Below are 23712 nucleotides of genomic sequence, written 5' to 3' on the forward strand. Positions count from 1 at the left end.
ACAGCGACCGGTCTGGCTCGGGCGGAGCTGGCAGTGTTGACTCTGATTAGACCATCATTAATTATTGAGCCGAACGAGCTTGGGTCATTCTTGGAACCACGGTGAAAAAACGGTTCAAGGCACAAGTACTTCATCGTCGAAGCAAATGGTCGTTCATTTTACGATAAAAAAGGATGGTATGCGGCGTTCACCGTACTGACTCGACGGGTGATTAATAATCTCATGCTGATAATAGAGAATAGTTGAGGCTCCACCATCAAGATTAGCGACATTATAAGCCCCGTATTCGAGCATAATATCCTGGACTTCTTTTAAGGTTGCGCCGAGGGAACCAATTTGGCGTCCATCAATAACCAGCATCAAGATCGTACCGTCTCGCAGCTGCCCTATGGCGGTCCGAGGAGCAATGCCCCATCCACCATCTCCACGTGTAATCGCGCGTTGACCATTAACTACCAGAAAAGGACTAAATGTCACTGCATCTCGAATGCCCATTTTCTGAATTTGGGACAAGGAGTAATGACCGAGAACAAGAACATTATTACGATCCATACCGATAATATCATACATTTTCCCGCGATCTTTGTAGAGAATTTTTCCTCCTGAGATGAGGATTCCCAAAGGTTGCCCACCATTTCCGTTTCCTAGTGGATCGTTGAATTCTCCTCCATTAATGACGGCGACAGCCCCGGTCTCCGCGGCAATATCTTCTGCTCTTTCTCCCGTCTTACCAAGAAAACGTGTTGCTCCGACCTTGACGCGCGCAGGATCATTAATTTTAAGCAAATATCCTTTAAATCCCTTTTGGCTAACGTCAAGGAGTTCCATCCCGTTATTGCCGGAAGTACCACGTGTATTAATTAAAGATGGATTAGAATTACCCATAGATACGACTTGATTGCTTTTTAAAATCTTTTGAATCTCCGCATCGCTGAAGAACCATTTTGCCAAGTACTGGTGGTTCATCGACGTCATCGCACTTGATACCCAAAAGTTACGAAGCGTCTCAAAAGGTTCGAAGGGTGCACGAAGAAACCCTATAAAGAATAAGAAAAGTAAGATCAATAAACTGACAATCCCTATCATAGGTTTATTCAACGGTCTTTCACTACGGCTATAATGGTGGACCCCTGCAGTCCTTTCGTCAGATCGCGGCTTCCCCATGTTATCTCCATCTCCTCGCTAGAAATATAATTCATTTAATATTATTGACCAATTTCCATAACAAACATTAATATTCTTTAGAAATTGCAAAAAAGCTTAGACCGATTTGCTCGTGCCAATTTCTCCGCACTCTGTCTGCGCCTCATTTTCAACCAATTGGCTCAATTTCTTTCAAGAATGCCAATGAATTTATTCAAGATTACAATAAAGTCAAACTGAGCAACCTAGTCATTATATCCTAACCGGATAGCATGAGACTATCAAGCGGAATGGCGAAAGGTGAATGATAGAAATGAAGCGTTTTACGTTTTGGCTATATCTCCTTTTAAGCGTATCGATTATCCTTGCCGGATGCGGAGAGATTTACCAAAATAAATGGGCATCCTTCGGTATGTCGCTGCTCACGCTGATATTTATGTCGCTACCCTTTTTTATCGAAAAACGATTGTGAATAGAATTTCCTCACAATCTAATAAGCGTTTTTCTCCTTTTTATCTATGCGTCCATCTTCCTGGGAACTGCAAATCATTTCTATGTCCGGTTTTGGTGGTGGGACAAAATGCTCCATGGTTTTTCTGGGCTAATCTTTGCTAATCTCGGATTTTTAATCGCTATGTATCTCCTTCGCAGCAAGAAGATGGATTCAGGGCTCAGCCGTATTTTACTGGCCTTATTCTCCTTTTTTTTTGCTGTTGCTTCGGGGGCTATATGGGAAATCTATGAATATTTAATGGATAAAACCTTTGGATTCCTTTATCAAGGGGTTGGGATAGACGATACCATGACGGATATCATTTTCGATACTCTAGGGGCTTTAATCTTTGCGTTATTCCTTTTCTTTCAAGGAAAACGGAAATTCAAACTGATCTCTGAAGGCGAAGGAAAAGCTGAACATTAAAAAGAAACCTCAGTTTGTTGTTTTTTAGCTGCACGGCGCTGGAACAACGACAGGGTTTCATTTGAGAATCGTTTTTCAGCGTATAACTCCTGTTCTGAAGCGGAAAGGGTAAACTCCTGACCACAGTTTCCTTGGTCAAATGATTACCCTTTCTCGTGGTTTGTTAAACAAATTTTAACATGTTACATTTTAGGCATATTTTGTCCATAGAAAATTTCAGTCATTTCTTTTTTTAGACGTTGCTTGATCTTTCGTTTTTCTCCAGCGGAAAGTTCTTTTTTCGCTGTCCCAAAAAGATAATTATCGAGGTCGAAATCCTTAAGAAGCATCTTCGTATGGAAGATTTTTTCCTGATAGACGTTAACATCAATCATCTGATAAAGATCACGCGTTTTACGATCGATATAATTTTGAATTGAATTGATTTTATGATCGATAAAGATTTTCTTGCCATCAATATCGCGTGTGAACCCCCGAACACGGTAATCAACGGTAACAATATCAGAAGAAAAGTTCGTAATAAGATAGTTGAGTACCTTCAGAGGTGAGATTTGTCCGCATGTCGAGACATCAATGTCTGCACGAAATGTACTTATACCTCCATGGGGATGACTTTCTGGATAGGTGTGTACAGTAATATGGCTTTTATCTAAATGGGCCACGACCGCTTCAGGAAGGGGTTTCGCTTTTGCAGTGACCACCGGTTCAAAGGGATTATCATCTGGTGATTTGTCAGGTTCACAGTGTTCCTCGGCAATAAGCATGGTGACACTCGCCCCTTGGGGATCATAATCTTGTTGTGCGATATTGAGGATATTAGCCCCAATGATTCGGGCTACTTCGGTTAAAATACTTGTCAGTCTTTCTGCATTATATTCTTCGTCGATATACTCAATATAGGCATCCCGATGTTCTGGTGTCTTCGCATAACAAATATCGTACATATTAAAACTTAACGACTTCGTCAAATTATTGAACCCGTAGAGTTTTAACTTTTTAAGTGGTTTAACCTCCATCGAACTCCTCCATATTGTGTAATCTATACTCTATGCTGTGGTTTACTTAATTATACTACTTTTACGTGTAATAATTACCTTCATCTCTAATATCCATTTATATCCACCTAGAAAAACGAACTCCACATCACGATCAACGTGGTGCGGAGTTCGAGCATAAATTATCTACTTTGCGCTTATAGCCATCTTTTGACCTGCTGCGACAACATTACTTAATCGACCGATGCCTTCAAGTTCGACTTCGATTAAGTCCCCGATTTTCATCGCCCCAGTCCCCTTTGGCGATCCTGTCAAGATAACATCACCTGGATAGAGCGTCATGCCTTGAGTTGCGAATTCGAGAAGCATTTTTCGGTTTTAGACTCGACCTTTTAAAAATCGTTGTCTTAGGTCTGGTTCATACTTTTCGATAGCATAACGTAACATCGTACGTGGCATTTCATTATAGTGATCTTTTAGAAAATTGAATTCTATTTTAAAATTCCTGTTTCCAATTTCCCTCAACATCCAACCGACAGCCTTATGAATAAGGTCATGTTTATGGTGTAACAAAATTTCACTTATCTCTAAAGCATCATCAAAGTGCCCCTGTTTTATAAAATAAAACGTAGAAATAATGGCGATTCTCTGCTTCCATAAGTTAGAGGATTGGGCGAAATCATAAAGGATTCCTTTGTCTTTAGCAAAAAGAAAGGGTCCTAGGATCTTATAAGCAGAAGAATCAACCAGATCCCAGTTATTCACGCATTGAATATTATTAAGATAAAAATTCACAATCGCTTCCTGTTCTTGCTCAGCGGTTGACTTTTCAAATTTACTGACCAAAATAAACAGGGCAACAAGACGATATTCATGAATCGGTTCCTTTAATAACGTTTCAACGTCCATCAGCTCAATCTGTTTATAATATTTCCGAGCTATTTTTCTCTGGATAGGGACGGTAACTCCTAGAAACTGATCACCTTCTCCATAGCCTCCCTCACCTGCTTGGAAAAATCGTGGTAAATAAGCGGCTTTCTCCTCGTCTAGGGACTCACGTAACTGACCTTTGATCTCATCGAGTATATTCAATACTTTTCATTCCTTACTTTTTTAGAAATAGCCTATTAATGTGAATACTTTTCCGTATAAACAAAGCCCTAAAACAATTAAGTTCTAGAGCTTAGCCCCCATCTTCAGAAAATACTATTGTCCATTATGCGTCGGAGGTTAATGTTAATCTATTCAAGTCTATAACGGCACCTATCTTCATAAGTAGATCTAATCCAAGAAGTCCATTAATATCACCTTTGGAATCGATCACACCAAAGTCCATTTTGGGTTTATCTAATAAAATATGACCTAACTTAATTTCATCTATATCCTTCGAGAAAAAGTTATGCAAACTCCCCCCTACTCCATAGAAGGAATTTACACTATCCTCTGGTTCAACAAAAATTCCAAGATCCTCAACCGCATCGGCTGAAATAATGCTCTCTGCTGCTCCAGTGTCAATCACTACGTTATCAATCACTTTCGTAATACCGCGAAAAGATATTTGAATCGAGGTAAATAGAAGTCCATCTTGAAACTCAATCTTCATTTGCTTGCACCTCGGAAACCCAATATTTGCTTGATAGGAACTTCAATTTTCTCTTTACCAGTGTGATAAACAAGGATTTCATCTTTTGCTCTAACTAACTCGCGGGTTGCTTCCTTCTCATCTACGAAAGCTTGAATTACTGCCATATCATCGATGAATCTGATATTATTTTCTACATGAGAATTCAGTATCTGAATTTTAACAAACCGTTCCGGGTAGATCCTTCGTACTTCTTCCCATTTCATCAGGCACACCCACCTTTATCTTTTCTATATAATGCTATTATACCATTGTTATTCAACGTAGAGAAGATTTCGATGTTCGACTTAACCAGCTGTTTGAAAATTCGTTGTCAATACAGGTTTGCTTCATTCACAGAACCCATGAAAGCGTAGTAAAAGTAAAAAACAAAGCCCTAAAACAATGAAGTTCTAGAGCTTCTTAGGGGAGCCAGGGAGACGTTTCTATGAAACTTAATAATTATCTCGGGAGTGTGATTGGTAACATTCACGGCAATATACTGGCTTGTCACCAGAGGGTCGAAAAGGAACCTCAGTTTGTTTTCCGCAATTGGCACAAACTGCAGGAAACATTTCGCGCTGAGGGCGATCATATCCGCCGCGACTATTCCCTCTCGTTTGTTGTTTTTTTGCTGCACGGCACTGGGGACAACGACTGGGTTCATTTGTGAATCCCTTTTCAGCGTAAAACTCTTGTTCTGAAGCGGAAAAGGTAAACTCCTGACCACAGTCTCTACACGTCAAAATTTTGTCAGTAAACATAAAAAACAGCACCTCCAATTTAATATACGATAATTGATCACCTTTGATTTCTCTAATTAAAGTGCCCTTAAAAGTCATTTATAAGCCTGTTATTTTTTTCCGAAAGCATCAATTTAAATTATTATAGCTTAGCTGAGTTAACCTAAAAAGTATTAGCTGCGCCCTGCGAGTTTCTGGAGGAGAGCAATAAAAGCGGATACTGCTTCCTCTTGAGTTGCCCAGGAGGTAACCAGGCGAATAGCAGAGTGATCTGAATCGATCTTTTTCCAGATAGAAAATGAATAGTCATCTTGGAGCTCAGCGATTAATGAATTGGGCAGAATCGGAAATATCTGATTAGAGGGTGAGTGTGACAGGAAGCCGTAGCCTGCTTCGTTAATTGCCTCACTCAGTAAGCCTGCCATCGTATTGGCGTGCCGTGCGAGATCAAAATACAGATTGTCCCTGAAAAGCTCAAGAAACTGGATTCCGAGGAGTCTTCCTTTAGCAAGGAGCGCTCCTTTCTGCTTCATATGATATCGGAAATCCTCCTTCAGTGAATCACGGCAAATCACGAGAGCTTCACCGAGGAGTGCTCCATTCTTGGTTCCCCCAATATAGAAAGCATCAACAAGCGTTGCCAGATCGGAAAGTTCAAGGTCATTCTCAACGGAGCACAAAGCTGAACCCAACCTGGCACCATCCATGAACAAGATAAGATTGTTCTCTTTACAGAACTCACTGATCTGTTCCAGTTCACGCTTCTGATAGATTGAACCTATTTCTGTTGTATTGGAGATATAAACGAGTTTCGGCTTTACCATGTGCTCGTCAGGATGAGCCTCGAGTACCTCTTTAATCAACGAAGGATTAAGTTTCCCGTCGCTAACTTCAATCGATATAATTTTATGCCCTGTGGCCTCGACCGCTCCTGTCTCATGTCCCAAGATATGACCAGTATTTGCCGCTATCGCTGCTTCATGTGGCCTTAAGAACGCTGAAATAGCGGTAAAATTCGTTTGTGTACCCCCTGAAAGTAGGTGAATATCGATGTCGTTTCGTCCGATTCTTGCTTTTAACAGTTCGATCGCTTGTCGTGAATAGCGATCCTCTCCATACCCTTCGTCCTGCTCAAGGTTTGATTCGATCAAAGCATTCAAGATTCTAGGATGCGCCCCTTCGCTGTAATCGTTCTTAAAGCTGTACATTTGTTAGCCCCCATTTTCATGTTATTTTAGAACAAACTTCAGTTCGTTTTTCAACGGAATACTCCATAGGTCAATTTCCTCCACGTTTCCATAGGCTAGGCTACGGGGCCAAACCAAAATCTTATCCCAGAATAGATAAAGTATCCGGCCAAACCGATTAAAAATAGCCCACAGAAACCCAAAACAACTTGATAAACGCGTGCGGTAAAGAATGTTTTACTCTTGGCTATGGCACATGAAACTCCTGTGTACCAAAGAAAATCCGATAAGATATGGCCAAGGTAAAAGCTAAGGGCCCCGAACACTCCTGCTTTTGCCGAGAGTAGGAGTGAGCCCGCTCCTGCTGTTGCCCACCACAGGGACCAATAAGGATTAGAGGCACTCACAGTAATCCCCGCAATTATAGGGTTAAGTCGTTGGACTTGACTATTCCCGTTTAAGTTCAGACTAGCTTGGTTTAAGGCCTCTTTCAAAATCCCATAAGCCATCCATATGAGAAAGCCTCCGCCCACTAATCCGATGGTTCCTTTAACCCCGGGTGTTGTAAGAGCACTTCCCAAGCCGAAAAAGATGGCGAGGACTAAGACCAATTCCAAAATCGCATGACCGAGGACAATCAAAGGTCCTGCTTTCGCACCGCGATGCAAGCTTTCGTTGATCGTAACGGTCAACAAAGGGCCCGGCATAATGGCACCCGAGAAACCCATGATGAGACTCATTAAAAAAATCTCTAACATGACAACTCCTTTAAATATCTTTCTTCCCGATTTAACACAACTTCAGAGAGACTTATTATATCTTGCTTTCGTACAATTCTCTAAAATAACTGAAAATCCTGTTCTAAAATTCAAAACCAGCCATGTTACTGGCTGGTTTTAATATTCCAGGAAATTTCATTACTGTGAAATATTGATTGAGGCGGCTAAGAGCTTCTTTTCCTGGATGAATTCCATAAGGAGTTTGCCTGTTCCCCCTGTTATTTTCAGGCAATTGCGCAAGTGCTCCGGGGAATCAAATTCGTACGGATTCAGGGCTCGACAACACGTTGCTCCAAACTTTGTGTTAAAGCGATCATGAAACTCTTTTGTTAGCTCATAAGCAGGTTCCCTGCTTTCCGTTACACTGGTGCGCCCTCTAAAAATTCCTAATATCATGGCAGAACCCGCTAATGCTCCACACATGCATCCTGCATGACCTAAACCACCACCAAAACCCGTCGCCATTTTAATAATATCAGGGTTCATAGAGTTGTTGCCCAGCTCGTTAAAGGCTTTAACAAGAGATTCAGCACAATTAAATCCTTCTTTAAAGTTGTTCCCGGCTCGATTACGAGCTTCTAAAGCAAGGTCTTCCATCCTATTCCCTCCCTATTATTACCTAGCACTCGTCATATATTTAGTATATTCCAAATATTAAGAATAATAAAGAGGAGACAAGGATTTGATTCTAATCTCTCTGGAAGTTCCTGCCTTCACCTTTATCAGTAATCAGTTCTGCGTAAGCTTCGTTGTACTTGACTGATATTAGCCACAGTGATACACCAATCATCACAAGACCACTAAGCATATACATCTATATCAACCTCCACCCGAGTTTCTGTCTTTAGAATTTGCTAAAAACGAGCAAATTATTTGTCGCTTAACGTTACCTTAGTAAAGAGAACCCGGCTTTCGCCGAGCTTTAGCGATAAAGAAAACTTGGCTAGCACCAAGCCCTAGCGAAGATGCTAGCCCTAGTTGCCTTATCCTGCCGGACTTAACCACTTGCATCGTAGGATAAAGAAAACTTGGCTAGCACCAAGCCCTAGCGAAGGTGGTAGTCCTAGTTGCCTTATCCTGCCGGACTTAACCACTTGCATCGTAGGATAAAGAAAACTTGGCTTGTGCCAAGCAAAGCGAAGGCAGAAGCCCTAGTTGCACTTATCCTGCCGGACATAAATACATGCATCGTAGGAGAAAGAAAACCGCTGGTTGCACTTATACTATCTGCCCCCAGACTTATACTTTCTGTTAGTAGAACAAAAGAACTGCCTAAGAAAGTCAGGCAGTTCTATAATATCCCATTTTTCTAAAAACCAGGTTTTAATAAACCTTAGAGGTTCTTATTATTTATAAGCAGAAACCATTCCTTGGTCTCTTTTTGCATGAGGAAATACACAGCTATTAACTGTAGGAGCATATTCACTAATTGTAAAAAACCATTGAATGGTGTCGCTAAAAATAACGTCGTTAACTGAGGTACATAAATAATAAGGCTAATCAAGGTAAATACGATATAGAATTTTCTGGCCCAATTCCGGTTTTGAGATATTTTATAAGCAAAATAGCCGTTAAAAAGCAAACCCAATAGAATAATGTATGAGTAAATCATGAATTTTTCATTATCTGGTGATACAGAAATATTGGAATATCCTAAAACGGCTCCAAAAACTAAGGATGTCAGCAGCAATTTTATGGCATATTCAACTTCTTTTGGCCTAACGGTGATTTTGGGCGACGCATTTTCACTAGCCATAGGATTTTCCTCCAAATAGCGAGTATTTAGTGGTTACTCGGGTTTTGTAATCACTCCATTAAGTGCCGAGCTTACGACCGTCAGCGGTGAGGCAAGAAAGATTTCTGCTTCCTCAGAGCCTATACGTCCTGGTGAATTCCGAATGGTCGTTGTTAGGGCTACGTCTTGGGGCGAAAGCAGTCCAAAGTGTTTGCCTGGACACGGGCCACAGCCCGGAGGCATTACTACTGCGCCGCTTTTTCTAAGAATAGAAGTTAATCCCATCTCATCCATTTCGTTAGCTATTTTACTGGAGGCAGGCGTGACTATGAGTGTAACCTCGGGATCTATCTTCCTATCTTTTAAGACAGAAGCGCATTCAATCATGTCCTCGATCCTTCCAGCTGAACAACCTCCGATTATGGCTACGGTGATTTTCTTTCCTGCTAAGTCCTTCACTGGCTGTACATTGGTTGGAGCCGGGGGCACTGCAATCATCGGTTCAATAATACTAACGTCGATACAGTATACTTCTCCTTCAGCTTCTTCTCGGGAAAGAAGGACAAAGGCTGTGCTAACTCCTGCTTCTGGGAGTAAATTGCATAAAGTCATTTTACTAGCGATACTGGCTTGCTCCAGATAGGAACCGGTTAAAGCTACTGCCTTACCCTTAATATTCTGTCCCAGGCTCCCGATGATATAAAGGGCTATATCCCTGGCCAAGACATTGGACTGTAATTGGTTCTCTAAGGAAATCGTTATAATTTCAGGTACGGTAAATTTATAAAAGCCCGTTTCGAGTGGGTTCACCAATTTTTCAGGAGAAAGGGAGAACGCCAGAGCACCAAAGGCCCCAGAAGTAGCGACATGACCGTCGGCTCCCACAATAATCATCCCCGGCCATAAAGATTCTTCTTCAGCTACGACTTGATGCAATACCCCTTCCCCATGATTATATAACCTAAGATCCTTATCTTTAGAGATTTGAAAAAGTTCTTGTTGAAGAACACGCTCCTGAATAGTCGGTGCTGGGTAAGCATGATCGATAGTGAGCAGGACCTTATTTCCCGGTGCTCTTTTAAATTTCGAATTCTTCCAGGCAGTGAGCAGTTTGGACCAAGTCCCATCATGCCCTAAAATGAGATCAACTTTGAGATTAATTTTTTGTCCGGGAACAACCTCAGTTAATGAAGCAGCCTGGGCTAGAGATCGTGAGAAAAATTGCATTAAAAAGCCCCCTTTTTGAACCAGATATTATTGTCTTAAAATTAGAGGGAACCCCCCTAGGAAGGCTAGGGGGGCTAAATATTAAACAATACCAATGAATGTGTAAAGAATCCAGGCGAGAACTGCTCCGAAGACAGACATCGACAAGCCCCAAATCATCATACCTTTAAATAATGGTTTGGAGTCAACATTATCAGGAGCACCGGAGATGAACACAGCTCCTGTCGTAGAAAGCGGGCTCAAGTCCGTGAGGTGACCACAAACAACGATCGTTGTGAGTAAGCCGGGCAAAGCAGCTGGGTTGGCACCGATTTTCTGGAGAAGGAGTGGAGCCATGGGCAGGAATGCCGGCATAATAACCCCGGAAGTACTGGCATATGCCGATACAAGACCTGAGAAGAAACCAATTACCAAATTGGCGGTAAAAGGTGTGGAGAATTTTGCCATAATGGCAGCAAAGAGACTCATACCACCGATATTCGACATCAGGGAAACCATAACGGATACACCGGTTACGAGCATGATAGCTCCCCACGGCATTGCTTTGAAAGCAGCTTTCTCGTCGCCACATTTCATAAGGATGAGAATGGAACCTAGTAAGAAAGCGGTGAACCCAATATCAAGACTAAAGAATACAACAGCTATAACCAAAATTCCTATGGAAACCAAGGTACATTTCTGTTGAAAATTAAAAGGTTCAATCTTCATTTTAGCTAAAACCAAGGCAGGACTGTTGGCATCATTCCGTTTTTTCCATAACTTCAGTCCGCCAAAGAGGCAATAAGCAAGTACTGCACAAACTGCGTTAGCAATCAGCATATTGAGCCACAAGGTCATAGCCATGTTAGTAATACCCATCTTCGCTAAAACGGCGTTACCGATAATTCCGTTTTGAGCAAGTGGGGACATAGCACCAGCCTGAGCACCACTACCGACGACCAACGCCATCAAAAGGGGAGGAATTTCCACTTCTGTAGCCAGAACCATAACAGGGGCGGCTAACAAAGCTGCCGTAGAAATCTGTCCAGGCCCGATCGAAGAAATGGCAAATGCTAAGAAGAATAAAACGATAGGAATTACAGCGATATTACCTTTTGCAGATTTAACGGCATATCCTGTAATCTTCTCCAAAGTCCCATTCGTCTGAGCAATACCAAAAAGAAACGTTACACCGGCGAGCATGATGAGCAAGCTGGTTGGATATCCTGCGATCAAAGTCTTAATTGGTACTCCACCGATGAAATAACCAACAATCAGAGCTAGGCCCAGGGAAAGAGTTCCAAGGTTGGTATTTTTCCAAATAGAAATGACAATGGCGACCGCTAGCAATAACAAGGATATCATATCCATGTTACTTGCTAGAAAATGGGCAAAACCTGTACCTGCCAGAAATCTAACGCTGAACATAATCTTCCTCCTAACTATCCTTTTTTAGAAGAGTATAATTGCTTATAAACTTAAGCCATTTCTTATAAGATACTATTTTTTTTCAATACTTTGAGGAGTTCTAACTCAGTTTCAGCTCCGCCTTTAAAACCGGGATCAATTGGAACAAATTTTACATTTTGGGCTTTTTCACCTAGGACATCTGAGCCAACCCCTAGGGCCATAATCGTGCCCCCAGATTTGAGGCCTTTAGTTACATCAGCAACCCCAAAAAGACTGTTATCCAGGACGACCACAACATCTGGGGTTGTGTCATTTGCTGAACGTTCGAGGATAACATCCTCAGAGACCCTTAAGGTAGAGCTCATGGGGTTACCGGGACGAAAAGCGGCAAAACTATCAAATACTTGAACATGCTTACCTTCGGACATGAGCTGTTTAGCTAGAGTCCTTGTCACTTTCCCCACGGGTTGACCAAAACGTCCATGAAATCTTAGTTCTACCACTCAGCTCACTCCCCTCTCCCGTAATAACTATTGACCGATTTCTGATAGGCTGCGATTTGCTCGGTTGTCAGATTCTTAAATCTACCCTGAGACTTTAAATAATCGGCAACAGGGCTGAAGCTAGGCTCATAGGTTCGGGTTCTCTTTCCTTCATCGACTTCAAAAAGCTCCCAAAGACCGCTTTCTGTCGCTTTTCTGGAGATTTCGATAGTTTCTTCCGGTTTGATTCCCCAACCACGGTGACAGGGGGCTAAGATATGAATATAAGAGAAGCCTTTTTTGGTGCTGGCCTTTTTGAATTTGGCCATTAGATCTTCTGGATAAGCAATATTAGCACTTGCGACATAATCAATCCCGTGCGCTTCCATGATCGCCAGCATGTTCTTTTTATGAACCGGTTTTCCCAGTGATCCATTACTTGTAATTGCAAACAAAGGAGTCTGGCTGCCTGTCTGCCCACCCGTGTTCATATACATCTCATTGTCATAAAGTACATGAATCATGTGTTCCTGACGTTCGGCCGCTCCGGTGAGAGACTGGAACCCGATATCTGCACTTCCAGCATCCCCAGCCCAGGATACCACGTTAACATCTTTGATTCCTTGGATCTCTAAGGCTGCCCTAATTCCTGATGAAACAGCTGGTGCACACTCAAAAAGGGTATGGTAGAACGGCATTTTCCAAGTTGTCTTGGTGTTATTTCCACCAAGTGTTGCCATACAGGAAGCAGGGATGGTGATTATTGTTCTTTCACCAAGAACCTTCATCGCCTGTCTTCCCGCGATTGCAGCTCCACAGCCTTTACATCCGACATTGCCTTGTCCAAACAATTCCTCTTGTGGCAGATTCTTGAAGTCGATCATCTTTTATTCCCTCCTTTACAGTCCGATCCATTCGGATCTATTTTTGTCTGCCTCGCTGCTTTCTGTATGCTCAACGGCCTCTTGGATTTCCTCAATACCACACTTGCCGCCTCCGAGTCCCAAGATAACACCGTTGATAACTTGGTTACCTTGGCCATAGGCTGCAGCCTTGATATCTGTTGCCAGAGCACCGCCAACACCGAATACAATATTTTTATCAAGGACAGTGACATAATGAACCTTTTGCAAATACTCAAGGATGGCTTGGGCAGGGAAAGGTCTCCACGTCTTGACTTTAAGCAGGCCTATTTTCTTGCCTTGTTTCCGCATTTCATCGACGAAGAGTCTGGCTGTGCTGACGATTGACCCCATGGCGACAATGGCATGCTCAGCGTCCTCGAGACGATAGCCATCAACTAAGCCACAGGATTTAGCACCGAATTCTTGACTATATTCTTGAGCAACACTTGGGATGAGGGTCAAAGCCTGAACCATCGCCTCGTTTTGTTGATATTTATAATCAGGATAGAATTCAGGACTTGTAACTGTATTGACCCCTCTGGGATTATTTAGGTCGAGAGCCGGTTGACGGTTCAAAGGGAGAAAAGCAGTCACTTTTTCCGGGTCAGGTGCAAATACTTCCTCTAAAGTATGAGACTGAATATAACCCTCGTAGTTAACCATGACTGGATTTCTCAGTTTTTCGGCGATTCTAAAGGCTTGGATCGTATTATCCAAAACGTCCTGGTTGTTTTCGCAAAACAGTTGAATCCAGCCACTTGCTCCTTGAGAAACGGCATCACCCTGCTCAGGGAAACGACTATGAGGTGCCGACAAAGCCCTGTTCGCGACACCCATCACGATTGGCTGACGCAGTCCTGCGGCATGATAAGCAACCTCGGTCATGAGTAATAAGCCTTGAGAATTAGTCACCGTATAACTGCGAGCACCAGCCAAGGAAGCTCCCAGAACAGCGGCCAAGGCACTATGATCTGATTCCACCCTGATAAATTTGCAATTGAGCTCTTCATCATCAATGTATTTGCTCAACCTTTCCATTGCTGGAAAAGCTGGGGTAATCGGGTAGTAAGCGAGCACTTCAATTTTAGCGAGTTTGGCTCCAAGGGCTGCCGCTTCACTTCCTGTGATGAGTATTTTATTCATTACATCAACCTCCTTTGCCTAAAAAACTCCTTTAGGGCCTGTATATTCGGGAACCATCGCAATGCCTTCACTTTCTTTGGCACAAATTCCACAGCCTTTGCATAGCTTATAGCTAATCGCAATTCCTTTTTCGTCCAAGGAGAGGGCTCCATCTGGACAATAAAGGAGAACAATAGGATTCACCCTCGCCGGATCTGTTATTTCCGGACGATTGATCCTTTGGATTGCACCATTCGCTGCTTTAGCAAGAGCCCCAGGATCACCTGAGGGAACGGTAGGTAAGTTCTTAGCTACCATACTTATCCACCTCCTTACAATAATCTATTTTTGATCTTCACATTAAATATAAGCAAAAAGCATGCCAATAGAAGATTCAAATTGTCCAGAATTATATAGACATTCTCATTTTTCGGTATTTCCATTTATGGCAAGCGGTTTTAAACGTATTTACGAATAGAAAAATATATTTGTTTATATGATATTTAGCGCAGTTTAATGTTCACAAAATCTAAACAAAAACGCCATGTGTTTCTTAATTGCAACACACGGCGTTTTTATATGTAACAATACGTTTCGTATTGTTACATCCGTTATTTTAAGACTGAAGTTTTCTCCAGAGTGTGGTTCTGCTTATTCCAAGACGGCGAGCCGCTTCAGTCTTATTTCCTCCTGTCTCTACCAATACTTGCTTGATTACTTGTTTCTCAACCGTACTCATCCAGTTATCGTTAAACCCTTGTTCGGGATTGTTATCAATTTCCTTATTAATAACCTTCTTTGCTATTATTAGGCAATTTCCTGGGGAAGAAATTTCTTCATCGAGCAAAAGCGCACTCGAGATATCCTCCAATTTTATTTCTTCTTGCCATGACCTCATCGCAAGCCTTTCCATCGCATTACGAAGTTCTCGAAGATTACCTGGCCAGTCATAATTTAAGAGGATGTCCTCAACCTCGGCCGAAAACTTTCCAAGTGGTTTTCCTCGCCTCGAACAAAACTCATTCAGGAACTTGTAGGCGATCAAGATAATATCACTTCCCCGCACTCTGAGAGGTGGAACATTTAAGGAAAGTACATTAAGCCTAAAGAAAAGATCTTCGCGGAATTTTGATTGTTCGACCATTTGTCTTAAATTCCTGTGCGTAGCAGCAATCAGACGAACATCCACAGGGATAATACTGCTATCTCCTAAGCGCATAACTTCACCCTGTTCGATTACTCTTAGTAATCGAGCTTGAAGCATAGGAGACATTTCTCCCACTTCGTCCAAAAGCAGAGTCCCTTTATGAGCCATTTCAAACATACCGGCTTTTCCTGCTTTGCGTGCTCCGGTAAAGGCCCCTTCGACATAACCGAATAATTCGCTTTCTAATAAACTCTCGGGTAAGGCGGCACAATTCACGGCGACAAAAGGTTCATTCTTCCTTTTGCTCGCATTATGAATTGAATGAGCGAACATTTCCTTGCCGGACCCCGTCTGGCCATGGATCAAAACAGTTGAGTCAACTTCTGAGTACTCACTAGCTAAGTTTATTGTGTTTTTTATTGCAAGGCTATTGCCGAGAATATCATCAAAATTATACTTAGTAACTAAACCTCGATCGGCAAGTTTTCTCCTCACCTTGCCCTCTAACTTTTGCAACCTTTCTATTTGTTGAAAGGTGGTTACAACTCCCTCTACTTTATTGTCGACGATTATCGGCACACGATTGGCAATCACCTTAGTCTCGCCAATTTCTAAAAACTCCGCTATTTCTGGTTCTCCCGTTTCTAATAGTTTTTGACAATGCGCTTTAGGAATAACATTGGTAATATACTTACCAATTGCTTTCTCAGCATTCCATCCTGAGGCTTTTTCGGCAGCCTTATTAAAGACCGTAATTTTCCCTACCTTGTCAAGCGCTATGATTCCATCATACGAGAAATCTAAGATTGCCTTAAATTGTTCGGCTTTTTTCATTTCCTGTTTGCGAACCATGTTCACTCTTCGTGCTTCATTGATTGCCTGTCGAACAGAATCAAGCCCTGATGAGATAACAACGGAATTCATCCCTTGCCTACGAGCTTCATTAGCCATTGCCACTTTCCCCATAACGACTTCTACACCCTGTTCACGAAGAGACTGAATTCCTTTGCTAATATCCTCTAGGTCATTACAGCAGGTGTACTTGAGGATCGTATCGTCTACTATCTCAGCAAAAGAATCAATATCCAGGTTGTTGACAACTTCTTCAACGTCGACAATTCCAATCTTCTTTCCCATCTTTTTTGCTTCAAAATAAGCGCGAACGATATCGTATCCGCCAATCGATACCTCTACCAAAGGCAGGGCAATCCCGGAATTACGAATCTTCCAGCCTGTGACTCCCCTGCTAACCAGAACATGATATTTATTTTGTTCAGCCGCTCGCGCACGTTCGACCGCCTCGTCCATCCTAGCAACAGCGATAGTAATATCATTAGTACCCTCACAGATCTTTTGGGCTACTTGGGCGATATCAGGATAAGGCGCTAAGAACAGAATATCCGGCATGTTATCTTCCTCCTGAGATACCAATTTCACTGCCAAAACATCACTTCACACTTAACTATTTCGCTATTATCTTGTTAAACCCTTTCAGTATCAACATGATTCAACTGAATAGATTTAGTTTTCTGGAATATTCGATTTTGTAAGACTTCTTGGGTCAAAGCACGTGTTTTAAAAAAGCTTAGAAATGCTTCATCGGCACTCCTAAGCCTTCTCCTAGTCCACTATATACTCAATCTATCCTGAAGTTCCTTCCTTAAAATATCCGCTGGAAAATAGCGGCCCGGACATTCTGTTGCCGTTCCTGGGACTTCCCGATGTAACTCGACATCAGGGAGACTTAAATGAAAGGCAGCCATCAAGGCCGTAACTTTGTCAAGGAGGCCATTCATCTGGGCCTCGGGGACTTCCTCGAGTTGGCTGAAGTTCCCGACTAAACAAATCCCGATCCCGATGAAATTCCGATTTCCGACGTTGCAATGTGCCCCTGGCCGATAAAGCGGTCGCCCTTCCTCACAGCGGCCATCAGGTAGAATCACAAAGTGATAGCCGATATCACTCCAGCCTTTGGTTAGATGCCACTCGCGAATCATGCCAGCATTCACGGGTAAAATGTCCTCTCCCCGGCGAACACTCGTCGGACTTGCAGAATGATGAATTACGATTTTTTGCCAATCCATTTATTTAATCTCTCCTCTCATTTCCAGGACGGCTATAGACTTAACCCGTTTGATCTCCTCCACGACTTAACCCTCCTTTTCCTCGACTCTTTTTCTCTAAGATTCATATGCTCTTATTATGATTTTGGTTCTAATACCTCCTTTCTCTGTTTTAAACAGATGTTCTCAAGAAATAAAGAAAACTTGGCCAGCGCAAGCCATAGCGCAGCGATTGCCATAGTTGCCTTATCCTGCTGGACTTAACCACTTGCATCGCAGGAAAAAGCAGCCGGACCTGCCGACTGCTTTTAACAAGGAATGTTCACTCTTCTCCGGGCAGGAAGAGTTCGTGAACTGTTTCCCTGCCCGAGAACATCTGTTCTGTTTTTAGTTTATCCAACGATGAGCAACCAGTCAACAGGTTCACTCACGATTGGTTATGAAATTACACGTTTCAGTTCATTTATCCTCCAGCAAAGTCTCCCAGGAGGTACCCACGGCCTCAGCAATCCGCATGGCCCAAGTGGGATTCATTTCCCGCCGGCCACGTTCCAGATCACTGATAATCGTCGGTGAAATTCCCGTTCGCTCGGCAAGCTCCTTCTGAGTTGCGATTTCCGCGCGCAACCGCAAGTTTCTAACTTTCCTTCCGCCATAATTAACGCCATTTTCCATCTTAATCACCCCTCTCCGTTTTCTAAGGAATCAGTAACTTCCATTTATTAGTACATTATAGCTCGTTCCTCTATTACGAACAAGGGTTCGCTTCATCCTAGTTTAATATTAGTTATGAAAATACACTCTCTTTTTTATCAGAGAGTGTATCGTTGTTTAATATTATCCTTGGAATATCGACTTCTTACTCTTCCACATAAGGAATCGTCAGCGGTCCTAGGGGCAAAACCGCAATACTCATTTCGGAGCCGTATTTACCTTTGAGTTCGCTTAGCGTCTGTTCAATATCTTTCGTCGGGGTAATCTTTGCTATTTGGGCCGATTCATCGGGTAAGGTCGAATACAGGTAAACATCAGCCCATTCCTGGATCATAGCCAGTCTTTGAGCTTCCCATTGGTCGAACATTTGAAAAGAAGGATCCTCAATCATCTCCAGGATTTTCTTTGGCGACTCACGCATTTCTAAAATCTTGATAAAGTTTCCGTGAGCAGGCATACCATCGCTGCATTCTGCTGCGCAAATGATTGTACCTCCTTGCCTGACAATCATTCGTGCGGCGTCCATGCCTTTGACAGCTTGATAGAGGTTTTGATCCAGTGGGTAACCCGCGTTTGTTGTTATCACAACGTCATAGCGCTGATCACATTTATGCATGGCATGTTGTTTGACGAAAGAGCACCCTATCCCATGAGCCTCAGCTAACTCACCTGCAAAAACCTGGGTAATCTCCTTTTCCCCATTCAGCGCGACATTAAGAAGAAAATCCGGTTTACAAAACGTATTGATTTCCCTCGTCATTTCTTGAAGGGGATTATTATCTAAGATACCCCAAGTAGCTAACGGATGGCCGATCATTTTGGCATTATGAAAGGTTAGGATCGTTTCAATCCCCGCGATACCTGGCATAATTCCCTTTGGTCCTCCGGAAAAGCCAGCAAAAAAGTGAGGTTCGATGAACCCCGTCACAATCCTAAAGTCGGCCTCAACATATTCTTTATTGAGGTATACTTCGCAACCAAAGCTACTTGTGCCAAGATGCGTCAGTTCTGATTTTTCTTGACAATGATGGTTAATAATGCGAACGGTATCGACAATCGTTTCCCCTAACATTTCGCAAAGTTCTTCTCGTGTTTGGTCACGATGAGTCCCGAGTCCGTTAATGATCGTAACATTCTCTAAGGGAACATGGGTAAGTTCCTCAAGTATCCAAGGAACCAACTTTTGATTCGGGGTCGGTCTGGTAATGTCACTGATTACAATGACAACCCGATCACTAGACTTAACCAGTTCTCTTAAAGGTTTAGTCCCTCTCGGGTTGCGCAGAGCACGCAACACAGCCTCATGATCGTTCTCAATTGGCTCCAGATGGGTGGGTTCGATAACCGTAGAATAACTAGGAACGTTTACGCTCAAGCCATTTCTTCCGTAAGCTAAAGTAACTTTCATAATAACCTCCTTAACATTATTAATTTCAGAAGGAATTTTTCCCAATCGACATGATATTTACCCTGCTTTGATTGTTTTAATTTCATCATTCATTGCCACTGTTTGGCCCAGGAAGTTATTCTTGAACCGGCCGAACTTTATTTTGATTCCTTGATTGCTAAATTTCTCTTCGTATTCTGTCTGGATGTTCCCGTGAAAATCGCTTTGCTTTAAATCAAATGTCCGATATAGTTCATTGAAACCGGTGTCTTTGAAATACTCAAGACTATCTGTGAAAAGCAGCTCATCGTCTGATTTAAACCAAACTTCCGATCCTTTCTTTAAAAAGGTTTGATAGATTCTCAGAAAATTAGGATGGGTTAATCTTCTTTTATGATGTCTTTTGCTGGGCCAGGGATTGCAAAAATTAATGTAGATTTTTTCAATTTCATCGGGTGCAAAGATGTCTCCAACGTTCTCGATATACATTGGCACAATTCTTAAATTATCCAGGTGGTTTTCATTGGCTTTTCTTAAGACATAAACCAAAAGTTCATTGTGGGCATCAATCGCAATGTAGTTGATCTCTGGATTCATCCTTGCAAATTCGGTGATGAAACGTCCTCTTCCACATCCCAGCTCGAGGTGGATTGGATGATCATTACCGAAGAGCTCTTTCCATTTTCCTTTGAATTCCGAAGGGGTAAAAATGACCTTGTGATCTTTTTCCATTTCAGGTTTAGCCCACCACTTTTTACGAAGTCGCATTTGAACTTTCTCCTCTGTTAACCGTTGCAGAACCTGTTACTCTTGGCAGGGGTTGATTCCATGTCTTATAGAAAACGCCGACCACTTGGTCGGCTAGTGTTACTCATTCAATAATCCCAATCTTTTGATTAGATAGGGTAATTAACGGGTTTCTTCTCACCTATTAAAGCTGTTGTTCCAAATATCTTTGAGAATTAAAGAGCATGAAAAGAGGGTTGCGTAAATAATCAAGTGGGTATAAATCATCTCTTGACGAGATGAGTGCCTTAACTGTAGCCACCTTCGAGTTGGGGTCAATCGCCAGGACTACAAAAGCATCTTTTTCGGCAGTCAACGGATAGATCACATTGCTCTTCTTGATAACCTCGAGATGTGCGTCCAAGGTAACCACTCTGAAATCACGATTTCGCCAACGTGTATCGTAAATCATGAATGCTTGATTAGCTACTAAAGGCAAAAACTTATCTTCAGTCAAACTTAACTCAATACCTACCATGTACCCTTCTTCATTGAGATCGTTCCAATACTCACAATAAAAGGCTTTATCCACTGCTTCACTATAAGTTTTTTTGGAGACAGGCAATTGATTTAATTTTCGACCTAGACTTAATCCATTAATTTTAGGAATCTCAAGATTGTCAAGATCAAAGTAATATCCGATATCGCTCTCCTCAAGTGAATAGTCTGAGGTTGTTTTAGTTGGCATTAAGTAAATATAACCCATTTGCATGTTGCTGTCGCAGGTTATAAGCATGGAACAACTCCTTTCATCTCTTAAGGATTATTTTTTCAACTCCATCATGATATTACTTTTCTCTACATATACTAGAAATCCTTCATTATGAATTTCTGAGGAATACCAAAATCTAAAAACCACCCTTCTGTAAGAGTGGTTAATAAGCTATTTTTTGTTTTTAATATAGTAATGGATGATATTGGGATTGCTCGTTTTTCGTGGCTGAATTTCAAATTGCTTTAAGGAAGATATGAGTGGAGTTAGTTTTGTGTGACCATAGTTTCTTGTATCAAAATCCGAATAACGCTTATTTAGTCTTTTCCCAACTTCACCCAAAAATGCCCATCCGTCTTCGTCTGAACTCTCCGTAACGATAATTTTTATTGCTTCTATGAGTTCTTCGATACTGGCCATACCTTCTTTTGGCTTCTCTTGCTTTTCCAGCCTTGGAGTGGCATTCGTTTCGTGAGAAGTTGGCGAGATTGCTGCTAAAACTTCAAGGTATTTAAACATTTCACAGGCAGATATGAAGGGCATAGGGGTTTTCTTTTCACCCATGCCGATTACATACATGCCAGCCTCTCTTAGTCGAGCAGCCAGTCTTGTAAAATCACTATCACTTGAGACAATGCAAAAAGCATCTACATTACTTGAATAGAGTATATCCATTGCATCAATTATTAATGCCGCATCAGTCGAATTTTTACCTGTTGTATAGCTATATTGCTGAATGGGTGTAATAGAGTAATTAAGCAGCACCGTCTTCCAGGATCCCAGTTGAGGCTTTGTCCAATCTCCGTAAATTCTCTTATAGGTGGGTATTCCGTGATTAGATACTTCATCCAATATATATTTTATATATTTATCTGATACGTTATCCGCGTCAATTAAAACTGCAATTTTCCTATCGTTTTCCATATGTTATCCCCTTAATCAACTTGTTATTTTAATATCTATCCAAATAATCTTCGACGGAAAAGAGGAGAATCCTTTAGAAAAGGGAAATATTATGAGCAGATTAATACAGCATGCCCCCGATGTAAGTTACCGTATTTGGTCCATTGTTGTATTTAAGCTGATTATCTCTCATCAGTTTCATTACGTCGATGCCGTAAGCTTCAGCTGAAACGATGGCTTCTTCAGGTCTTCGGCAAGGCTCATTCGGATAAGTGCATTTTTTGCAAAGCCTGCATCCGCCTGCTCCAAGGAACAAATATCTTTCTCCGCCTTTTAGCTCCATCTGTAGTTTTAACAATTTGTCTGTGAAGTCATCTACCCCTGCCATCATTCCATGCCAATCCATTCTATTTTTTAAGGGATATACCTGATATACCACAATAAAATTATCGAAGCTATTGAATCTCCCCTGAATTTCCTCGAGTGGAGCCAGTGCTGGCGGACAAGTCCAGGTTTTTCCGTAATTGCCGCAGGAATTTTGGGCACACATCTTCCTTACTTCAGGATTCAGGATAATCGATTCCCGAGGTACTATTTTGAAATTATCAAAAGTACCCGTTACTCTTTCCAGTAGTGTCATCAAAATCCCCCCTAATCTTATAGTAGCATCTATAACGAGAGGTAGCAAAAATGACGAGAATAGAAAAGATAATTTCTGGAGAAAAGGGAGATCTCAATATTCATGAATACGCATTTATGAAAGCCAATACTGTCATTTTTTCTGATGAAGTAAGAGGGTTATGCGTAAAAAATGCATGTGGTATGTATGGTACTTCATGGGCTTGTCCTCCTGCAACAGGAAGTGTTGAAGAATGTAAAAAAAGATGCCAGCATTTTGAAAATGCTTTTATTTTCAGTTCTCTAACCCATCTTAAAAGTAGGTATAATGTTACGGAATGGCTTGAGGCGCGGATCGTTCATGAATCAATTACCGAGAAAGTGGCGCAGATTTTTTCGGGCTGAATTTGAAAAATCTCTCATTTTATCTACAGAAGGATGTACCCTTTGCCAGAAATGTACTTATCCCGAAAAGCCTTGCAGATTTCCTAACCGCATGTTTCCGGCAACTGAAAGCTTTGGAATTATGGTAATTCAGCAAGCTTCTCAATGCAATATTAAATATAACAATGGTCTAAATAGTCTCACCTATTTTAGTATGATATTTTTCTGATTATTGTATAAGCAGCCCAACCGATCAATAAATATCGGTTGGGCTGTTTATCAGCGTTAGATTATTTTCTTTAAGGCCGAGACGGCTAAACTTACAAGACTTTCCCGAGTTTTCACAGAATCAGCAGATATCATACCGACCACAAAGCTAGCCAAGGTTACCTGCCAGAAATTCTTAACGACTAACTGTTTGGGTTGGATCCCAGCAGCACAATCTCTGAGCTGCTGTTTAGCCTCTCTAACGGTCAGGCCATCTTTCTTTTTGCGCACAGAACCAACCCTCCTCCCAGGATAAACGCCAGTAAGGCATCGACAAAGGCAGCAAGAAAAGGTGGCATGAATATGCTGAAGGCCAGGAAAATTCCATACACAATCATGGCAAAGCCTGCCATGGCTAACAGAGCGGCTGAGAGAAGTAGGCCAATCGCGATTAACACCTTAAACGCTTTTTCTCGAATCTCCGTGAATTCTGCGTCAAATAGATCAACAATCTTAATAACGAAATCCGCTATAACTTCCATTT

31 protein-coding genes and 1 pseudogene are annotated in these 23712 nt (G+C 41.9%); 4 read left to right on the top strand and 28 right to left on the bottom strand.

Annotated elements, in window-relative coordinates:
- Positions 1 to 153: 153 nt before the first annotated feature.
- Complete coding sequence (locus VM640_RS07365) at positions 154 to 1164, bottom strand: phosphodiester glycosidase family protein (protein ID WP_325390813.1); 1011 nt, start codon at positions 1162 to 1164, stop codon at positions 154 to 156.
- Positions 1165 to 1447: 283 nt separating this feature from the next.
- Here VM640_RS07365 and VM640_RS07370 point away from each other — a divergent pair, with 283 nt between their 5' ends.
- Both VM640_RS07370 and VM640_RS07375 read left to right on the top strand, forming a co-directional pair.
- Entirely contained in the window at positions 1448 to 1615 is a 168-nt protein-coding gene (locus VM640_RS07370) for a hypothetical protein (protein WP_325390815.1), read from the top strand.
- The gene (locus VM640_RS07375) at positions 1616 to 2062 is read left to right on the top strand and encodes a DUF2238 domain-containing protein (RefSeq protein WP_475394575.1); all 447 of its coding nucleotides are present in this window, start codon (positions 1616 to 1618) and stop codon (positions 2060 to 2062) included. It abuts the gene before it with no gap.
- On the opposite strand, the pseudogene VM640_RS07380 reads toward VM640_RS07375, so the two are convergent.
- The 25 genes and pseudogenes from VM640_RS07380 to VM640_RS07500 form a co-directional block, all read right to left on the bottom strand.
- Positions 2059 to 2178: pseudogene (locus VM640_RS07380) on the bottom strand (zinc-binding protein); the annotation flags it as partial. The gene VM640_RS07375 and the pseudogene VM640_RS07380 overlap by 4 nt on opposite strands.
- A gap of 66 nt (positions 2179 to 2244) precedes the next feature.
- On the bottom strand, positions 2245 to 3078 hold the full coding sequence (gene speD / locus VM640_RS07385; protein ID WP_325390819.1) for an adenosylmethionine decarboxylase: 834 nt from the start codon (positions 3076 to 3078) through the stop codon (positions 2245 to 2247).
- A gap of 165 nt (positions 3079 to 3243) precedes the next feature.
- Entirely contained in the window at positions 3244 to 3426 is a 183-nt protein-coding gene (locus VM640_RS07390; RefSeq protein WP_325390821.1) for a fumarylacetoacetate hydrolase family protein, read from the bottom strand.
- 9 nt (positions 3427 to 3435) lie between these two features.
- Positions 3436 to 4149: a DNA alkylation repair protein gene (locus VM640_RS07395; RefSeq protein WP_325390823.1), complete on the bottom strand. Its 714-nt coding sequence runs from the start codon at positions 4147 to 4149 to the stop codon at positions 3436 to 3438.
- A gap of 124 nt (positions 4150 to 4273) precedes the next feature.
- Positions 4274 to 4660 carry a retropepsin-like aspartic protease gene (locus VM640_RS07400; protein ID WP_325390825.1) on the bottom strand — a complete coding sequence of 129 codons (387 nt, stop codon included), beginning with the start codon at positions 4658 to 4660 and terminating at the stop codon, positions 4274 to 4276.
- On the bottom strand, positions 4657 to 4905 hold the full coding sequence (locus VM640_RS07405; protein ID WP_325390827.1) for a hypothetical protein: 249 nt from the start codon (positions 4903 to 4905) through the stop codon (positions 4657 to 4659). Before VM640_RS07405 ends, VM640_RS07400 begins: the two co-directional genes overlap by 4 nt.
- A gap of 228 nt (positions 4906 to 5133) precedes the next feature.
- Positions 5134 to 5442: a zinc-ribbon domain containing protein gene (locus VM640_RS07410; RefSeq protein WP_325390829.1), complete on the bottom strand. Its 309-nt coding sequence runs from the start codon at positions 5440 to 5442 to the stop codon at positions 5134 to 5136.
- A gap of 152 nt (positions 5443 to 5594) precedes the next feature.
- Positions 5595 to 6629, bottom strand: a complete 1035-nt coding sequence (locus VM640_RS07415) for a threonine aldolase family protein (RefSeq protein ID WP_325390831.1) — start codon at positions 6627 to 6629, stop codon at positions 5595 to 5597.
- 95 nt (positions 6630 to 6724) lie between these two features.
- On the bottom strand, positions 6725 to 7366 hold the full coding sequence (locus VM640_RS07420) for a LysE family transporter (RefSeq protein WP_325390833.1): 642 nt from the start codon (positions 7364 to 7366) through the stop codon (positions 6725 to 6727).
- Between the two features lie 159 nt (positions 7367 to 7525).
- Positions 7526 to 7984: a C-GCAxxG-C-C family (seleno)protein gene (locus VM640_RS07425; RefSeq protein ID WP_325390835.1), complete on the bottom strand. Its 459-nt coding sequence runs from the start codon at positions 7982 to 7984 to the stop codon at positions 7526 to 7528.
- 736 nt (positions 7985 to 8720) lie between these two features.
- On the bottom strand, positions 8721 to 9143 hold the full coding sequence (locus VM640_RS07430; RefSeq protein WP_325390837.1) for a hypothetical protein: 423 nt from the start codon (positions 9141 to 9143) through the stop codon (positions 8721 to 8723).
- Between the two features lie 33 nt (positions 9144 to 9176).
- On the bottom strand, positions 9177 to 10349 hold the full coding sequence (locus tag VM640_RS07435; protein ID WP_325390839.1) for an aconitase family protein: 1173 nt from the start codon (positions 10347 to 10349) through the stop codon (positions 9177 to 9179).
- A gap of 81 nt (positions 10350 to 10430) precedes the next feature.
- Positions 10431 to 11756, bottom strand: coding sequence for an SLC13 family permease (locus VM640_RS07440; RefSeq protein WP_325390841.1), 1326 nt, complete (start codon positions 11754 to 11756; stop codon positions 10431 to 10433).
- A 62-nt stretch (positions 11757 to 11818) separates the two neighbouring features.
- Positions 11819 to 12241, bottom strand: coding sequence for a 2-oxoacid:acceptor oxidoreductase family protein (locus tag VM640_RS07445; RefSeq protein WP_325390843.1), 423 nt, complete (start codon positions 12239 to 12241; stop codon positions 11819 to 11821).
- Between the two features lie 5 nt (positions 12242 to 12246).
- The gene (locus VM640_RS07450; protein ID WP_325390844.1) at positions 12247 to 13104 is read right to left on the bottom strand and encodes a thiamine pyrophosphate-dependent enzyme; all 858 of its coding nucleotides are present in this window, start codon (positions 13102 to 13104) and stop codon (positions 12247 to 12249) included.
- Between the two features lie 15 nt (positions 13105 to 13119).
- Positions 13120 to 14268 (bottom strand): transketolase C-terminal domain-containing protein, encoded by a 1149-nt coding sequence (locus VM640_RS07455; RefSeq protein WP_325390846.1) that lies wholly within the window; start codon positions 14266 to 14268, stop codon positions 13120 to 13122.
- 18 nt (positions 14269 to 14286) lie between these two features.
- Complete coding sequence (locus tag VM640_RS07460; protein WP_325390848.1) at positions 14287 to 14565, bottom strand: 2-oxoacid:ferredoxin oxidoreductase subunit alpha; 279 nt, start codon at positions 14563 to 14565, stop codon at positions 14287 to 14289.
- Between the two features lie 298 nt (positions 14566 to 14863).
- Positions 14864 to 16801: a sigma 54-interacting transcriptional regulator gene (locus tag VM640_RS07465; RefSeq protein ID WP_325390850.1), complete on the bottom strand. Its 1938-nt coding sequence runs from the start codon at positions 16799 to 16801 to the stop codon at positions 14864 to 14866.
- 221 nt (positions 16802 to 17022) lie between these two features.
- Positions 17023 to 17478: a peptidoglycan recognition protein family protein gene (locus VM640_RS07470; RefSeq protein ID WP_325390852.1), complete on the bottom strand. Its 456-nt coding sequence runs from the start codon at positions 17476 to 17478 to the stop codon at positions 17023 to 17025.
- Positions 17479 to 17916: 438 nt separating this feature from the next.
- A complete protein-coding gene (locus tag VM640_RS07475) occupies positions 17917 to 18132 on the bottom strand; it encodes a helix-turn-helix domain-containing protein (RefSeq protein ID WP_325390854.1) in 216 nt (71 codons plus the stop codon).
- Between the two features lie 184 nt (positions 18133 to 18316).
- On the bottom strand, positions 18317 to 19579 hold the full coding sequence (larA, locus tag VM640_RS07480; RefSeq protein WP_325390856.1) for a nickel-dependent lactate racemase: 1263 nt from the start codon (positions 19577 to 19579) through the stop codon (positions 18317 to 18319).
- 57 nt (positions 19580 to 19636) lie between these two features.
- Positions 19637 to 20326 carry a tRNA (guanosine(46)-N7)-methyltransferase TrmB gene (gene trmB / locus VM640_RS07485; protein WP_325390858.1) on the bottom strand — a complete coding sequence of 230 codons (690 nt, stop codon included), beginning with the start codon at positions 20324 to 20326 and terminating at the stop codon, positions 19637 to 19639.
- Between the two features lie 163 nt (positions 20327 to 20489).
- Complete coding sequence (locus tag VM640_RS07490) at positions 20490 to 21080, bottom strand: hypothetical protein (RefSeq protein WP_325390860.1); 591 nt, start codon at positions 21078 to 21080, stop codon at positions 20490 to 20492.
- 147 nt (positions 21081 to 21227) lie between these two features.
- Positions 21228 to 21980, bottom strand: a complete 753-nt coding sequence (locus VM640_RS07495) for an NYN domain-containing protein (RefSeq protein WP_325390862.1) — start codon at positions 21978 to 21980, stop codon at positions 21228 to 21230.
- Between the two features lie 100 nt (positions 21981 to 22080).
- Positions 22081 to 22599 (bottom strand): DUF2284 domain-containing protein, encoded by a 519-nt coding sequence (locus VM640_RS07500; RefSeq protein ID WP_325390864.1) that lies wholly within the window; start codon positions 22597 to 22599, stop codon positions 22081 to 22083.
- 50 nt (positions 22600 to 22649) lie between these two features.
- On the opposite strand from VM640_RS07500, the gene VM640_RS17255 reads away from it, so the two are divergent.
- Together VM640_RS17255 and VM640_RS17260 are read left to right on the top strand one after the other, a co-directional pair.
- Complete coding sequence (locus VM640_RS17255) at positions 22650 to 22982, top strand: DUF2284 domain-containing protein (RefSeq protein ID WP_475394573.1); 333 nt, start codon at positions 22650 to 22652, stop codon at positions 22980 to 22982.
- A complete protein-coding gene (locus tag VM640_RS17260; RefSeq protein WP_475394574.1) occupies positions 22939 to 23190 on the top strand; it encodes a DUF2284 domain-containing protein in 252 nt (83 codons plus the stop codon). The genes VM640_RS17255 and VM640_RS17260 overlap by 44 nt, the downstream gene beginning before the upstream one ends.
- Positions 23191 to 23246: 56 nt before the next feature.
- Here the strand turns inward: VM640_RS17260 and VM640_RS07510 are convergent, their stop codons facing one another.
- The gene (locus VM640_RS07510; protein ID WP_325390866.1) at positions 23247 to 23459 is read right to left on the bottom strand and encodes a hypothetical protein; all 213 of its coding nucleotides are present in this window, start codon (positions 23457 to 23459) and stop codon (positions 23247 to 23249) included.
- Positions 23435 to 23710 (bottom strand): hypothetical protein, encoded by a 276-nt coding sequence (locus VM640_RS07515; RefSeq protein ID WP_325390868.1) that lies wholly within the window; start codon positions 23708 to 23710, stop codon positions 23435 to 23437. The genes VM640_RS07510 and VM640_RS07515 overlap by 25 nt, the downstream gene beginning before the upstream one ends.
- Positions 23711 to 23712 lie beyond the last annotated feature (2 nt).

Origin of the sequence: Desulfitobacterium sp. (assembly GCF_035539115.1) — a bacterium.
GTDB lineage: Bacteria > Bacillota > Desulfitobacteriia > Desulfitobacteriales > Desulfitobacteriaceae > Desulfitobacterium_A.